General features: G+C 68.1%; 12 protein-coding genes. 1 reads left to right on the top strand and 11 read right to left on the bottom strand.

What is annotated here, in order from left to right:
• Window positions 1-16: 16 nt before the first annotated feature.
• Entirely contained in the window at window positions 17-1069 is a 1053-nt protein-coding gene (locus FMP39_RS02125) for an SGNH/GDSL hydrolase family protein (RefSeq protein ID WP_090491037.1), read from the bottom strand.
• A 220-nt stretch (window positions 1070-1289) separates the two neighbouring features.
• Between FMP39_RS02125 and FMP39_RS02120 the strand changes: the two genes are divergently transcribed.
• The gene (locus FMP39_RS02120) at window positions 1290-2591 is read left to right on the top strand and encodes a chloride channel protein (protein ID WP_141588364.1); all 1302 of its coding nucleotides are present in this window, start codon (window positions 1290-1292) and stop codon (window positions 2589-2591) included.
• 3 nt (window positions 2592-2594) lie between these two features.
• Here FMP39_RS02120 and FMP39_RS02115 read toward each other — a convergent pair whose 3' ends face one another.
• The 10 genes from FMP39_RS02115 to FMP39_RS02070 form a co-directional block, all read right to left on the bottom strand.
• Window positions 2595-4448 (bottom strand): putative metal-binding motif-containing protein, encoded by a 1854-nt coding sequence (locus FMP39_RS02115; RefSeq protein WP_141588363.1) that lies wholly within the window; start codon window positions 4446-4448, stop codon window positions 2595-2597.
• Window positions 4445-5239: a hypothetical protein gene (locus FMP39_RS02110; protein WP_228557568.1), complete on the bottom strand. Its 795-nt coding sequence runs from the start codon at window positions 5237-5239 to the stop codon at window positions 4445-4447. Before FMP39_RS02110 ends, FMP39_RS02115 begins: the two co-directional genes overlap by 4 nt.
• Before the next feature lie 127 nt (window positions 5240-5366).
• A complete protein-coding gene (locus FMP39_RS02105; RefSeq protein WP_228557567.1) occupies window positions 5367-7409 on the bottom strand; it encodes a putative metal-binding motif-containing protein in 2043 nt (680 codons plus the stop codon).
• A 132-nt stretch (window positions 7410-7541) separates the two neighbouring features.
• The gene (locus FMP39_RS02100; RefSeq protein WP_141588360.1) at window positions 7542-8864 is read right to left on the bottom strand and encodes a CapA family protein; all 1323 of its coding nucleotides are present in this window, start codon (window positions 8862-8864) and stop codon (window positions 7542-7544) included.
• Between the two features lie 80 nt (window positions 8865-8944).
• Window positions 8945-9424, bottom strand: coding sequence for an MXAN_0125 family MYXO-CTERM protein (locus tag FMP39_RS02095; protein WP_141588478.1), 480 nt, complete (start codon window positions 9422-9424; stop codon window positions 8945-8947).
• Between the two features lie 140 nt (window positions 9425-9564).
• Window positions 9565-10200, bottom strand: a complete 636-nt coding sequence (gene upp, locus FMP39_RS02090; protein ID WP_141588359.1) for a uracil phosphoribosyltransferase — start codon at window positions 10198-10200, stop codon at window positions 9565-9567.
• A 12-nt stretch (window positions 10201-10212) separates the two neighbouring features.
• Window positions 10213-11424, bottom strand: a complete 1212-nt coding sequence (locus FMP39_RS02085) for a DUF1688 family protein (protein WP_141588358.1) — start codon at window positions 11422-11424, stop codon at window positions 10213-10215.
• The gene (locus tag FMP39_RS02080; protein ID WP_141588357.1) at window positions 11417-12670 is read right to left on the bottom strand and encodes a GTP cyclohydrolase II; all 1254 of its coding nucleotides are present in this window, start codon (window positions 12668-12670) and stop codon (window positions 11417-11419) included. The genes FMP39_RS02085 and FMP39_RS02080 overlap by 8 nt, the downstream gene beginning before the upstream one ends.
• 74 nt (window positions 12671-12744) lie before the next feature.
• Window positions 12745-14271 (bottom strand): CoA-acylating methylmalonate-semialdehyde dehydrogenase, encoded by a 1527-nt coding sequence (locus tag FMP39_RS02075; RefSeq protein WP_141588356.1) that lies wholly within the window; start codon window positions 14269-14271, stop codon window positions 12745-12747.
• A gap of 136 nt (window positions 14272-14407) precedes the next feature.
• The gene (locus FMP39_RS02070) at window positions 14408-14818 is read right to left on the bottom strand and encodes a hypothetical protein (protein ID WP_141588355.1); all 411 of its coding nucleotides are present in this window, start codon (window positions 14816-14818) and stop codon (window positions 14408-14410) included.
• Window positions 14819-15011 lie beyond the last annotated feature (193 nt).

Below are 15011 nucleotides of genomic sequence, written 5' to 3'. Positions count from 1 at the left end.
AGCGCGGTCGCAGCGACTACGGCCTGGCGGGGTTGAACTTCGCGCTCTCCCAGCCCATGCGGTCGTGGCCCGTCTTGTTCCAGGTCGAGGTGTCGGTGGGCAGCGCGCCGGTGCCGCCAGAGCTGGAAATGGTGCCACCGGTGTAGGTCGGGTGGGTGTCGTCAGACTGGAGGTAGTCGTAGCTGGTGCTCGCGTTGACGAAGTGCGTGTTCGAGTCGCGCAGCGTGGAGCGCAGCGTCACGGAGATGCGCTGGACGTACGCAGCCTCGGACTCGCCCTCGATGTAGCGGATGGCCTCGGAGTCCACCTTGCCATCACCGTTGGAGTCGTAATCCGCGGCCATGTACTCCGCGAACGAGTCCGCGCACTTGAAGCCGTGGCGAGCCGCCAGGCTGCACGCGCGCCAGTTGCTCCTCGCCAGGAGCGGCAGGAACTTCTCCCGCTTGTTCACCACCTGGCCCGTGGCGGAGTCCCGGCACTGGGTGTTCACGTTGTCCGCGTTGAAGCCCGGGTAGTAGATGTTGGAGATGATCTTGGTCGCGGCGGCGGGCGCGTACTGGTTGATGGTCTGCATCGCCCGCTCCATGTACGTGGTGCAGGTCGCCAGCGCGGCCTCCAGGCCGGAGTAGTTACAGGTGCCCGTCTGCCCAGAGAAGGCGCTGCGGGCCTGGAGGTAGTCGTTGCCACACATCTCGAACATGACGACGCGGGTGTTGGCCGCCTGCATGTACGAGCGCTCAGAGACAATCTTGTTGTTGTAGATGTCGTCCGCCTTCGCGCCGGACTTGGTGCGGCGGATGACCTCCACGTCCGCGTTCCACTTCCGCGCCAGGTCCTCGCCCTGCACCACAGGCGCCGCGCGGCGGGCCACGTTCCAGAAGAAGACGGAGCCGTTGTAGCCGGCGTAGATGGAGTCGCCGTAGGCCACCACGCGGTACTTCGTCGACGTCGACGGCTGGTCGATGGTCCACGACGTGTTCTGGTTGAGGGTGCTCGCCATCGCGCTACCACCGACCGTGAAGGCCGCGCACATGGCGACGACGGACATCCCGCTGTGACGGAAAGACATGCCCCGCTCCTTTGGATTCCCACTGGGGGTTGTTGGGGGAGCGCGCAGGCTACATGGCGTCGATTGGCAAATCACCCTGAAACAAGAATAACGCACCAAGTCAGAATAGCTGGTGTTGTGATGACCTCACCCGTGTTTGAGTCGATGTCGTAAGAATGACGCGGAGCAAACCTTTGACGCGGTGTTTCATCATGTTTCACCCAGGTCCGGAGTGTTTCACGTGAATCTTTCCCGTGGCACGAGAGCGCTGATGCAGTGGCTGCTCCTGGGTGGGCTGGTGGGCGTCGTCTGCGGCGTGGCGTCCGCGGTCTTTTTGTACCTGCTGGACGAAGCGACGCACTTCCGGGAAGGGCACCCGTGGTTGGTGTACGCGCTGCCGGTGGCGGGGCTGGTGCTGGGGGCGGTGTACGGGAAGTGGGGTGGGCCCATTCGCGGGGGCAACAACCTGGTGCTGGACACGGTGCACGCGAGCGACGCGCAGGTGCCGGTGCGCATGGCGCCCATGGTGCTGGTGGGGACGGTGCTGACGCACCTGTTCGGCGGCAGCGCGGGCCGCGAGGGCACCGCGGTGCAGATGGGCGGCAGTCTGGCGGACCTGGTGGCGCGGCGCTTCCGGGTGGGCCCGGACACGCGCCGCGAGCTCCTGGCCGCGGGCATCGCGGGTGGGTTCGGTTCGGTGTTCGGCACGCCGGTGGCGGGGGCGGTGTTCGGGCTGGAGGTCGTGGTGGTGGGGCGCATGGGCTACGAGGCCCTGCTGCCCGCGCTGGTGGCATCCGTGGTGGGAGACATGGTGACGCGGGGGCTGGGCATCCACCACACGCCGTATCCGGCGCCGGGGGCGCTGCCGCTGACGGTGGCGGTGCTGGCGAAGTGGCTGGTGTTCGCGGTGGCGGTGGCCGTGGTGGCGGCGGTGTTCGTGGAGCTGATGCACCGGCTGAAGAAGCTGCTGGAGCAGCGCGTGCAGGTGTTGCCGCTGCGGATGGCGCTGGGCGGTCTGGCCGTGCTGCTGCTGTGGCTGCTGGCCGGTACGGATGACTACCTGGGCCTGGGGGTACCGGGCATCCAGCGGGCCTTCGAGGACCCGGCGCTGCCCGTGTCGGCGTTCGCGTGGAAGCTTGCCTTCACGGTGGTGACGCTGGCCGCGGGATTCCTCGGCGGCGAGGTGACGCCGCTGTTCTTCATCGGCGCGTCGCTGGGCAACGTCCTGGCGCGGCTGTTGGGCCTGCCGTTGGATTTGGGTGCGGCGGTGGGCATGGCGGCCCTGTTCGCGGCCGCGGCGAACACGCCGCTGGCGCTGTCCATCATGGCCGTGGAGCTGTTGGGGGCGAATGTGTTGCCCCACGTGGCGATTGTGGCCACGGTGGCGTACCTGCTCACGGGGCACCGGGGCATCTATCCGTCACAGCGGATTGCCCGGATGAAACACGGAGGGCCGCTGCTGGAGAAAATCGTGGCCCTGCGGGAGCTGACTCGCGAGGACCGCGCCCCGCCCTCAGGGCCTGAGGGACGGGGCGGAGGCTGAGGGCTACGGCTCCGGGAAGTGGTAGACGTTTCCGTCGTCGCCGACGATCCAGAAGTTGCTTGAGGAGGTCATGGCGATGTCGCGGAGCGGCGCGTTTGGTGCGCTTGGGGTGAAGGCTGGGGCCTTGGCCCATCCGTGCGGAGTCAGCCGGTGCAGTCGTCCCCTGTTGCCGTCATTGCCCATGACATAGGCCGTTTCGGTTCCCGGCGGCACGGCAACACTGACGTAATTGACCGCGGGCCCCGAGGGAGGAAGCACCCGCTCCCAGTCCCTCGACTGACCGCTGCCTTTCACCACCAAGCCGCCGTCACCCACCGCGTAGATGAGCGTCGCGTCCGCAGCCCATACCGCTCGCAAGCCGCCGTTGTATCCCGCGGTCCCCTGGAGGTTCTGCACTGAAGGAGTGCCCCAGATGATGCTGCGGGTATAGAGACCCACCATCGGCGTCAGCGGTGACGACTCCCCTGTCGAGCCCACTGCATACAGCGCATCCTGACCGAATGCATGGAGCCCCCAGTACCGGCCGGGCGAGTCGTGGCGAGTAGTTTGGGCCGTCCACTCATACAAGTGGCCCAAGCTGGTGACGACAAATACCTGAGCTGGACTTCCGATTCCGACAACGCTTGAGAAGTAGTCACTGGTGCCAGGGAGACTCACTTCAGTGGTGAAGCAGGAGCCCCCGTTGTGCTCGCCCATCCAACCGTCTTCACCGACCACAATCACATAGCTGTTATTGGGATTGACCCACGCCGCGTGCCAGTCCAGCGTGTTTCCGGCCGGCCCACACCGAGTCGTCGTATCCCCGCTGTGACTCACGAACGCTGAAGTCGCGTCCATCTTCACCGCCAGCCTGCCACCCAATCCCGCCACCCACACCGGGTAACCACTCGGGTGCACGGCCACCGTCCTCCAATTGCCCCCTGCAAGCACGGGGTCCACCACCCTCTTCAGCGAGCCGCAGGACATCTCCTCATCCACCTGCCCGTCGCAGTCGTTGTCCAGCCCGTCGCAGACCTCCGTCGCCTGGGTGTTCGTGCCAGGGTCAGCATCATCACAGTCCAGCGTGTTCGCCGCCATCATCGAAGGCAGCGGCGCGCCAGGACACAGCTCGCCCACCGGCGCGCTGTCCTTCTCGCCCTCTCCGTCGTTGTCCGCGTCCGCGTAGAGCGGCGTCGGAGGCGTGCCGACGCAGACAGTCCCCGTCTGCGCGTCGTTGCAGGCATACGTCCCGTTGCAGAACTCCGTGCACGCCGTCCCCAACGCCCCCGGCCCCTCCGTGAACAGCTCGTCGGCGCGCCCGTCGCAGTTGTCATCCACGCCGTTGCACGCCTCCACAGCGTTTGGATGGATGTCGGCGCGCGCGTCGTTACAATCCCCCGTCACCTCGACATGAAGTTCACTCGGCGGGTCACAGGCCTCCGTGCCGGGCCCATTGAGTCCAAAGCCATCGCGGTCCTTGTCCAGGTACCAGACCTTGTTGACGACCCCCGTTTCAATCTGGCCGTCGCAGTTGTCATCCAGGCCGTTACAAAGCTCCGGCGCGCCAGGATAAGCCTCCGCGCGCGCGTCATCGCAGTCTCCCAGGGTTGTGGAATAGCCAGCCGGAACGGCGCCACAGAACACGCGCGAAGGCGCATCCACCGCTGCGAAGCCGTCCCCATCCGCATCCGCATATGCCACCGTCGGCGTGGTTGAGCCACAGGGACTCTCCTGACAGGCACCAAAAACACATACCTGTCCCGCCCCACAGGGATGCTGCGCATCACATGCCAGGGGACGTTCCCCTTGGAGCTCCTCCAGGCTCGGGACTGAGCACGCGGTGAACAGCAGCAGCAAGACCATGCTCCAGCGCATCATCGTGCTTCCCCTTGCTGCGTGACAGCCTCGTCCCGCTCTCCCAACAGGAGCCAGGTCACCAGGGCGCCCGCCGCCGCAACCCCCGCCGTACCAAAGAGGACGTTGGCCGTTCTCGCGCTGCGCTGCGCACGGCCGTGACGCTCCACGAGCTGCTCGTGGAACCTTGCCTCCCGAGCGTCCGAGATATGTCCTCGAGAAGAGACGCCGAAGACGGTTCCCGTACCGGTTGCCGCAATGCCAGCGCCCAGCAGCACCAGACTGGCAAGCGGCACCTGCCGCCCCCCGATGCGCCGCCAGGAAGGGCTCGGCGTAGCTGTCGTGCCTTGGACTTCCATGGGGCTCGAAGCCGTAGCCTGTTGGTCAGGTGTCAGCGCGGCAGGCAGCCCAGAAGAAGCGTCCGCAATCGACTCCGTTTCCACCTCGGGCTGCTCGACGCGCACCGCTTCACGCCTGGGCGAGTCCTTTCGCCTACGCGCCAGCTCAGCCTTCGCGAGTGCACGCTGGGCCTCGAACTCCCGTGAGACCTTGGGGGAAACGCGCAAGGGAAGGCGTGCATCTGGCTCCAGCAGGAGGGCTGAGCGGAACTCGTCACGCGCCGCCTGCCACCGCCCGAGGTCCGCGCTGATGATGCCGCGATGCAACGCAAACTTCACTCGATCGCGCGTGCCTCGGAGGCTTCCTCGGGCACGCTCCAGTTGCTCGAGGGCACGCTCGTATTCGAGTTCATCATAGAGGCGCACGGCCTCCGCGATGTGACGCTCAAAATCGCCATCTGCTCTGGCCGCATGCACGGGGATGACAATCCATATGCATGCGGCGAGGGACAGGCACCGCCCCCAAGTCATTGCACCAAGCATGCCTGGACATTAGGCTAGACAGACAGCTTGGGCAAAACCCTGCCAACTCCAACCCATCGACTTATGGCTGAGTGGAGGGAGCTGGCTCCGGGAAGTGGTAGACGTTTCCATCATCGCCGACGATCCAGAAGTTGCTCGTGGAGGTCACCGCGATGTCGCGGAGCTGCACGCTTGGCTCGCCCGTAGCGAAGGCTGGAGCCTTGGCCCACCCGTTCGGGGTCAGCCGCTGTAGCCGTCCTGCATCAGCCACGTTGCCAATGACGTAGGCATTCATGGTTCCGGGCGGGGCAGCCACACTGACGTAATCGACTGCGGGCCCCGAGGGAGGAAGCTCCCGCTCCCAGTCCCTTGACTGCCCACTGCCTTTCACCACCAAGCCGCCGTCGCCCACCGCGTAGATGAGCGTCGCGTCCGCAGCCCATACCGCTCGCAAGCCGCCGTTGTAGCCCGCGGTCCCTTGGAGGATGTGCACTGCCGGAGTGCCCCAGGAGGTGTCGGGGGGGGTGCGGGTGTAGAGATTCACCACCGGCGTCAGCGGTGACGACGCCTCTGTCGATCCCACTGCATACAGTGCATTCGGGCCGAGCGCATGGAGGCCCCAGTACCGACCGGGCGAGTCGTGGTGCGTAGTTTGGGCCGTCCACTCGTGCAAGTGGCCCAAGCTGGAGACGACAAATATCTGAATGGGATCTCCTATCCCAACGACACCCGAGAAGTAGTCACTGCCTCCATTGAGGTTTAATTGGCTTGCGAAGCAGGATCCCCCATTGTGCTCGCCCACCCAGCCGTCCTCTCCGGCTACCACCACATAACCATTGTTGGGGTTGACCCATGCGGCGTGCCAGTCCAGCGAGTTTTGTGCAGGACCACACCGAGTCGTCGTATCCCCGCCGTGGCTCACGAACGCTGACGTCGCGGTCATCTTCACCGCCAGCTTGCCGTCCAATCCCGCCACCCACACCGGGTAACCACTCGGGTGCACCGCCACCGTCCTCCAGTCGCCCCCTTCCAGCACGGTGTCCGCCACCTTCATCAGCGAGCCGCAGGACATCTGCTCATCCACTTGTCCATCGCAGTCGTTGTCCAGGCCGTCGCAGACCTCCGTCCCTTGGGTGTTCGTGTCGCGGTCTGCGTCATCACAGTCCAGCGCGTTCGTCGCCATCATTTCAGGCGGTGTCTCGCCAGGGCACAGCCCTCCCACCGGCGCGCTGTCCTTCTCGCCCTCTCCGTCGCCGTCCGCGTCCGCGTAGAGCGGCGTCGGAGGCGTGCCGACGCAGACCGTCCCCGTCTGCGCGTCGTTGCATGCATACGTCCCGTTGCAGAACTCCGTGCACGCCGTCCCCAGGGCCCCCTGCCCCTCCGTGAACAACTCGTCGACGCGATTGTCGCAGTTGTCATCCGAGCCGTTGCATGCCTCCACGGCGTTTGGATGGATGTCGGCCCGCTCGTCGTTACAATCCCCCGTCACCTCGACATGATGTTCACTCGGCGGGTCACAGGCCTCCGTACCGGGCCCATCGAGTCCAAAGCCATCGCGGTCGCCGTCCTGGTACCAGACCCTGTTGACGACACCCGTTTCCATCTGGCCGTCGCAGTTGTCATCCAGGCCGTTACAGAGCTCCGGCGCGCCAAGGTAAGCCGCCTCCCGCAGGTCATCGCAGTCCGTCCCCCGGTTCATCGGACCACCCGGTGGGACGAAGCCGTCACCGTCCTCGTCAGCGGTGTGCAAGTCCTCGAGCAACCACTCCTGCCGGCCCGCGGAGGCGAAGCTGAAGGTCCGCTTCCGCTCATCCACCAACTGCTCCTCCGCGCACCCCTTCTCGAAAACCTTGACGGTGATTTCGACGTCCCGCGCCCAGTCCGCCTTCCGGAAGACGGCGACGTTCAACACCGGGTCGTTGGAGTCGAACTGGGACTCCTTGAATTCCGCCCGCTCCGTCTCACCGGTGCCACCATGGGCCTCCACCGTGATGCAGCCCTTACTGAATTTCGGGTGGTGGCCAATCTTGACGTGAACCGCGGCCTGCTTCGTGTCCGGCTCTTTCGAGTCCTTCTTGCAGGCCAGCAACAACAGAGGCAGGAGGAGGATGGCGGATTGACGCATAGGGTGCACTCTATCCCAACCCCCGGTGTGACTTGCTCAGAAGCCGACTCACCCCAAAGTCCGCCCAATTGAAAGACCATGGACATCTCACAGCAAGGATGAACTTCGGCACACCCACGTGTGCCTTTGCCATCACGGCTGTGAGGCCAACCGTCCTGGAGGCACAGTCTCCATCCCACGCCAACGCAACTCGGGGGACGCCACCGCGAACCCTTCCGGCAACATCCGGAGAATGCGCTCACGCCGGTGCTTGGAGCCTTCCAGCCGCCGCTCCAGCAAGGCCTTCTGCGCGAGAGTCTCCTTGTCCAGAGGCGCGGGGCGCGCCGCCAGCAACGCCAGCCGCGCCGTCACCTCCTCCACCTCCCGGTCGATGAGCACTGGCTGGATGTTCCGCGACTCATTTCGCGCCCGCCCCACCGCGTTGTTCTCAATCCACACCGGCAGCACCGCCACTTCCTCCAGGGCCACCGACACACCGGGCATGGGCCGCACCAGCGACAGCCTCAGCAACATCGAGTCCCGCCGGTCGCCCCCCGAGCTCTTCGCCCCCGCCTCGTGCCGGTAGAAGCGGTCCTGGTTCGCCACCAGGTTGCCCAGCGAGTACGCGATGAGCCCCTTGCGCCCATCCACCGTCTGGTACGACTCCAGCGGCTGGAGCACGTGCGGATGGTGCCCGATGACCGCCCTCGCCCCCGCGTCCAGCAGTGCGCGTCCCAGCTCGCGGTCCTCGGGCCGTGGCTCCCCTTTGTACTCCGTCCCCCAGTGCGCCAGCACGATGAGCGCGTCACACCGCGCCGCCGCGGCGCGCACGGCCTCCACGACCTGTTCGGGCTGAATCCCCCGGTGCGCTTCGTGCCCCGCATAGGGCACCAGCGCGACGTGCGGCGCCTGCGCATCCTTCGGATTGCTAAAGCCATTCAGCATGCGCGTGAAGGACAGGAACCCCACCTTCACGCCGCGCACCTCCACGAAGGCGGGCTCCCACGCGGCGTCCTTCGTCGCGCCCGTGCCCGTATGACGGATGCCCGCCGCGTCCAGGTGCCGCAACGTCTCCAACATGCCCGCGGGGTGCTGGTCCCTCGCGTGGTTGTTCGCGGTGGAGACCACCTTCACCCCGGCCGAGGCCAGCGCGTGCACCATGGCCGACGGCGCGTTGAACAAGAGCTCCCGCGCGACCGCCTTCTTGTTGTCGGTGACGGGCGTCTCCAGATTCACGACGCCCACGTCCGCCGTGCGCAGCACGTCCGCGATGGGCCCGAAGACGTGGTCCCAGCCCTCATGGTTGAGCGAGGGCGCCCGGCCTCCGTCCGGTGGCGGCGCCCCGGCGCGGGCGTGCAGCCTCGCGACCTCCTTCACCTCGCCATGGGGAATCACATCCCCACCGAACACCAGCTCCACGCGCGTGGGGGCGGAGGCACAAAGCAGGGGCAACAGCAGCAGGACGGAGGCGGACACGCCTCCACCCTAGTCCAGACACCCGGCATCCCTGGAAGGCCCCCCGGGAGCTGGCGGACCGTGCCGCTCAGGGCCTGCGCTCAAGCGCCACGGCGCCGGCGAGCCACCGCGCCCACCAGCAGCGCCACCCCCGCCGCGCCCAGCGCACCCGGCGCCGCTGCACAGCCATCGGAATCGCGGACGTCCCTGCACGTCACCTCCGCGCTGATGGCGAGCCGCTGGTCCACGCCGTCCACCTGCACCGTGTAGGACTGCTCGACGAAGCGCTCGCTCTCAGACTCCTCCCTGCCGAAGATGAAGCCCGCCTCGTCACCTGGCGCGAGCGCCTGGGTGCACACACTGTCCGAACAGCCCGACAACGGCCAGTCGACCAGCGTCACCGTCTGCGCACAGGCGTTGCGCACGTTGCTCAGCCCGCAACTGACGGACGCGCGGAAGATGAGGCACGGCACCTCGGAGACGACGCTCTGGTTCGACGTGGAGCACGCGCACGGCTCCGCCCCCGCCTGGGCGATTCCCGACAGTCCCAGCACACTGGCGCAGCCCAGCCAGGTCATCATGCGCCGGGCGCGAACAAGCATTCCTTGCATCACTGCACCCCAACCGATTGCGCCGGCCCCGTCCGCGGCGCGCATCCTGTCCCGGACACGGCCGCGCGCCAAGTCACCGTTGCCGGGTGAGGGGTATCTCCTCCACCGCGCTACTTGGTCCCGAAGAGCCGGTCGCCCGCGTCGCCCAGGCCCGGGTGGATGTAGCCGTGCTCGTCCAGCCGCTCGTCGATGGCCGCGGTGTAGACGTGGACGTCCGGGTGGTGCTCGCGCAGGTTCGCCAGGCCCTCTGGGCACGCCAGCAGACAGACGAAGCGCAATGAGCCGGGCTTGCTCTTCTTCAGCCGCTGGAGCGCGGCCACCGCCGAGTTCCCCGTGGCGAGCATCGGGTCACACACCACCACGTCCCGGTCCGCGAGCTGGCCGGGCACGCGGTAGTAGTACTCCACCGGCGACAGCGTCTCCGGGTCCCGGTACAGGCCGATGTGCCCCACGCGCGCGGAGGGCACCAACTGCAACATCCCGTCGAGGATGCCCTGCCCCGCGCGCATGATGGCCACCAGCACCAGCTTCTTGCCATCCAGCACCGGCGCCACCGTGCGCGCCATGGGCGTCTGGATTTCTTCCTCGCGCACCTTGAGGTCTCTCAGCGCCTCATAGGCGAGCAGCAGTGAGATTTCCTGGAGCAGCGCCCGGAAGGAGGCGGTGCTCGTCTCCACCCGGCGCATCTGCGTGAGCTTGTGCTTCACCAGCGGGTGGTCCACCACCGTGCAGTTCGGAAACTCCATTGCGTCCTCCCGTCAGAACACCGTGCCGTCACTGTCCACGCGGATGGGCGGCCCACCCCCGGGACGCCGCTCCGCCGCCACGCGCCGGCCCGCGGTCCACGTGCCACCCTGGAGCACCTTCCCCAGCGGCAGCTCCTCCGCGCTCAGGCCCAGCCGGCCACGCACCAGCGCCGCCACCCGGTCCAGCAGCGCCACCGTCAGCGCACGCCACTCCACGATGGGCTCATCACCCGGGTGGAAGGACTGCGTGAAGAGGCGCGGCTCCCGGGGAGACAGCACGCCCAGGTCCACCAGCAGGCCACCGTTGCGGTACTCGGGCAGGCCGGTGAGGCCATCCAGCTCCGTCACCACCACACCGGCCTCGGACAGCGGCTCCACCAGGGAATACGTCAGCCACTGCGACAGCTTGTGGAAGGGCACCAGCGCCTCCAGGCTCTCCACCGACCCCAGCGCGGGATGTGGCCACACGTCGCCCAGGTTCACCGCGTCCACCATCACCCGACCCGGCCAGATGGGGCCCAGCACCTCCAACACCAGCCCCAGCAGCTCCGAGGCGCGCACGCTGCGCTGCTGCGCGGTGATGATGTCCAGCAGCGCCCCTGGCCGAGGCAGCACCTTCGCCAGCCCGTGCAGCAGGTGCAGCCGGCCCTCCAGCCCATCCACCGGGTTGGCGTCCGTCACCTGCATGCCCTGCGCGAGCGCCTCGCGCGTGAGCCGCCCCAGCGCCTCCGCGTCCACGCGCAGCGGCCGGTCCGGGTCCGACGAGAAGCGCCCCTCCATGAACATGCGGAAGCTGGCCACGGCCAGCCCCTCGGAGCGCGCCCACGTCTTCCCGCCGGCCTCCTGGTAGCGCCACTGCGGGCCGCTGCCCGCGTCCAGCAGCACGCTCACCACCACCAGGTCCAGCTTCGCGCGCGCCCGCTCTTGAAGCGAGGCGTCCTTCAGCCGCGCCTCCAGCTCCGCCAACCGCGCCACGCCGCCCACGTCGAAGTGGCGCCAGCGGCTGTGCAGCGGCACGTCCAGCGTGGGGTAGTGCTCGCGCGTCACGTGCAGCACCGTGTCCACGACGATGGGCAGCCGCGACGGCTCGACACGGAAGTGCTCCAGCTTGCCCGCCAGCCCCAGGTCCAACAGCTGGTGGCATCGCTCGCGGATGGCGGACGGCGTGCGCAGCCACGCCACCGCGGGAGAGAGGTCCGGCCTGGCCAATGAGGAATCAGACATCGAGGTCCCGCCCCTTCACCTGCGCCAGCCCCGCCGCGTCCGCCACAGGCCCTTGCGTGAAGTAACCCGCGGCCTTCTTCGCCTCCATCTCCACCTTGGCGTCGGCGGGGATGAGCTCGTCGGGGATGGGGACGCGCTCCAGGATTTCGATGCCCGAGCGCGTAATCGCGTCGTGCTTCATGTCGCTCATCGACACGAAGCGGTGGATGCGGGTGATGCCCAGCCAGTGCAGCACGTCCGGCATCAGCTCCTGGAAGCGCATGTCCTGCACGCCGGCCACGCACTCGGTGCGCTGGAAGTAGGTGGCCGCGGAGTCGCCGCCCTCCTGCCGCTTACGCGCGTTGTACACGAGGAACTTCGTCACCTCGCCCAGCGCCCGGCCTTCCTTGCGCAGGTAGACGATGAGCCCCGCGCCGCCCGCCTGCGCCGTGCGCACGCACTCCTCGATGCCGTGCGCCAGGTAGGGCCGGCAGGTGCAGATGTCGCTGCCGAACACGTCGGAGCCGTTGCACTCGTCATGCACGCGCGCCGTCAGCGGCACGTCCCGGTCCGCCAGCGTCTCGATGCCGCCGAAGACGTACAGCGTCAGCCCGCCAATGGGCGGCAGGAAGACGTGCAGGTCCGGGCGCGTAATCAGCTCCGGGAACATGCCGCCCGTCTGCTCGAAGAGGCCGCGGCGCAGCGCGCTCTCCGTCATGCCGAAGCGCTTCGCGATGCCCGGCAGGTACCACACCGGGTCCACCGCGGCCTTCGTCACCTTGATGTCGCCGTTGTCGCGCAGCAGGTCCCCGTCCGGCGTCAAGCGCCCGGCATCGATGGCGTCGCGCACCTCGGGGAAGTTGATGTGCGCCTTGGTGACGGCGATGGTCGGCCGGAAGTCGATGCCCTGCTCCGCGAAGGGCCGGAAGGCCTGCGGCGCGATGGCGCCCCACGGGTCCAGCGAGACGATGCGCTGCGGGTCGCTCCACGACGGATGCGGCCCCACCTGCGCGGCGGGCGCGGTGTTCTTCAGGTCGGCCCGGTGGTCCTGCGGCAGCATGCCCGCGGCCACGGCGAGCGCGCGGTACACGGCATACGCGCCGGCATGCGTGCCGATGACGTTGCGGTGCCCGGCTTCCGTCAGCGTGGCGACGACGGGGCCGCGGCGCGTCGGCTCGCCGTCTCCCCAACGGATGGGGACGCTGGGGACGTCGCCATCCGGGTGGGAGGTGAGGCGGATGTGATTGAGATTCTTTTTCTCGGCCATGGGAGCGCCCTCCTTGCGGGCGCGGGAGCAAAGTCGGGGTGCGGGAGGCGGTGCTTCGCGTCGTGGGGCGCGCTTCAGCTCATCCACGAGCCGTCGGTCCGGGCCGACCACTTGCGGGTGACCTTCTTCACCTGCGTCCAGAATTCGAGGCTGGACGGCCCGGTGATGTCCCCGTGCCCGAAGCGCGAATCGCCCGTGCCACCGAAGGAGAACGGCTCACGCGGGACAGGGACGCCCACGTTGACGCCCACCATGCCGGCGCGCACGCCCTCCACCACCGTCTGCGCCACCCCACCGTTCGTGGTGAAGATGGACGCCGCGTTGCCGTAGGGCGACGCGTTCTCCACCGCCAGCGCCGCGGACAGCGTGGGCACCCGGACGATGGAGAGCACCGGGCCGAACAGCTCGCGCCGCGCGGCCTCCATCTCCGGACGCACGCCGTCCAGCAGCGTGGGACCCAGCCAGTTGCCGCCGGACCACGGCTCGCCCTGCGGCTTGTGGCCACGGCCGTCCAGCAGCACCCGCGCGCCCTCGGCCTCCGCGCGGGCAATGGCCGTCTCCAAGCGGTCCAGCGAGCCCCGGTCGATGAGCGCGCCCATGCCGGGGCCCAATTCCAGCTTCGCCGCGCGGCGGACGACTTCCTGGAGAAGGGACTCCACGTTGCCCACCGCGAGGAGCACGCTGGCCGCCATGCAGCGCTGGCCCGCGCAGCCGGTGAACGAGTCCACCACCGCCTGCGGCGTCAGCTCCGGGTCCGCGTCCGGCACGACGATGAGGTGGTTCTTCGCGCTGCCCAGCGCCAGCACGCGCTTGCCGCGCTTGCAGCCCTCCGCGTACAGGTGGCGCGCCACCGCGGACGAGCCGACGAAGCCCACCGCCTGCACGTCCGGATGCGCCACCAGCGCGTCCACCGCCTCCTTGCCACCGTGCACGACGGAGAAGACGCCCGCGGGGTAGCCGGCCTCGCACATGCGCTCGCCCAGCGCGCACGCGGTCAGCGGCACCTTCTCCGACGGCTTGAGGATGAAGGCGTTGCCCAGCGTGACAGCGATGGGGAACATCCACATCGGCACCATGGCCGGGAAGTTGAACGGAGTGATTCCGGCGACGACGCCCAGCGGCTCGCGGCGGTACTCACAGGAGATGCCGCGGCTGACCTCCAGGTGCGCGCCCGTGTCGAAGTTCTGGAGGGACAGCGCGAAGTCGCAGACCTCCATGCCCTTGAGCAGGCCCGCGCGGGCCTCCGCCACCGTCTTCCCCGCCTCGCTGGCGGCCAGTTGGGCCAGGGCGTCCAGGTCGCGCTCGAGGAACTGGCGGAAGCGGTACAGGTACTGCGTGCGCTCCCGCAGCGAGGTGTCCTTCCAGGACGCCGCCGCCGCCTTCGCGGCCTCCACCGCCTGGGCGACTCCGGATGCGGGCGTCAGGGGAACCCTGCCAATGACGGTGCCCGTATAGGGGCTCCGGACATCGAGGTGCGCCGCACCGGGCGGCACCTGCCAGCTTCCTCCAACGAGGTTACGGCACGAGACGACGCTCCGCGGAAGCTGGATGAAAGACACGCACACCCCCCAGGTGTCTGGCGTGAAGAAATGGCCTGCCATTGTAACCAGGGGAATGGACTGACATGCAACCCAGGGGTCCCCGGGGGTGCCTTCAGACACGCCCAATGGAAGACATCCCGGCGCTCACTCTGTCAGGTAGCGGACCCATCTCCCGGACGGGTGTGAGGGATTGCGTTCAGCGGGCGTCAGGCGCCGCCAGCAGGCCGCGCAGGCGGGCGAGGGTGGCCGTGTCATCCGAATCCAGCGTGAGGCCCAGGGCCTGGACTTCGTCGTACAGCGCGAGCGCGTAGTGAATGCGGGAAGTGGCCGTGGCGGTGTCGCCCTGCTCGGCGATCAACTCTCCGTCCTCGGCGACCAGACGCGCGAGCACCTTCACGCGCGTGGGGGAGCCCAGCAGTCGCGCGGTGGACACCGGGTCCGCCATCAGCAGCGCGGCGTACTCCATGCCCAGCGTGGACAGCGCCGTCTCCTGGATGAGGCGCTGGGCGTCCGCGAGCTTCTTCTCCCGGCGCGCCTTGATGATGCGGGCCAGCGCGGCGGCGAACTCCTCGATGAGCCGCTCGATGTAATCCTTGCGAAGGGACATGGCGGCCCGAAGGTAACCGCGGAGCGGGGGGCGTGCACGCCCGGGCCTTCCGTCGGCTCCCCCCGGCATCACGACTGTCTACCTACGCCCAACCGGAGATGGTAGCGGCGCTGGGCTCACCTGACAGGCGCCAGCAGTTCGCCGAGCGTGCCGTCACTGCGCTTGGACATCTCGTGGCTCTTGGTCGGACTCC

It is taken from the genome of Myxococcus sp. AB056, assembly GCF_006547365.1.
GTDB classification, from domain to species: domain Bacteria; phylum Myxococcota; class Myxococcia; order Myxococcales; family Myxococcaceae; genus Myxococcus; species Myxococcus virescens.
The sequence above is the reverse complement of the archived record's forward strand: the minus strand, read 5'-3'. Positions and strand labels throughout refer to the sequence as shown.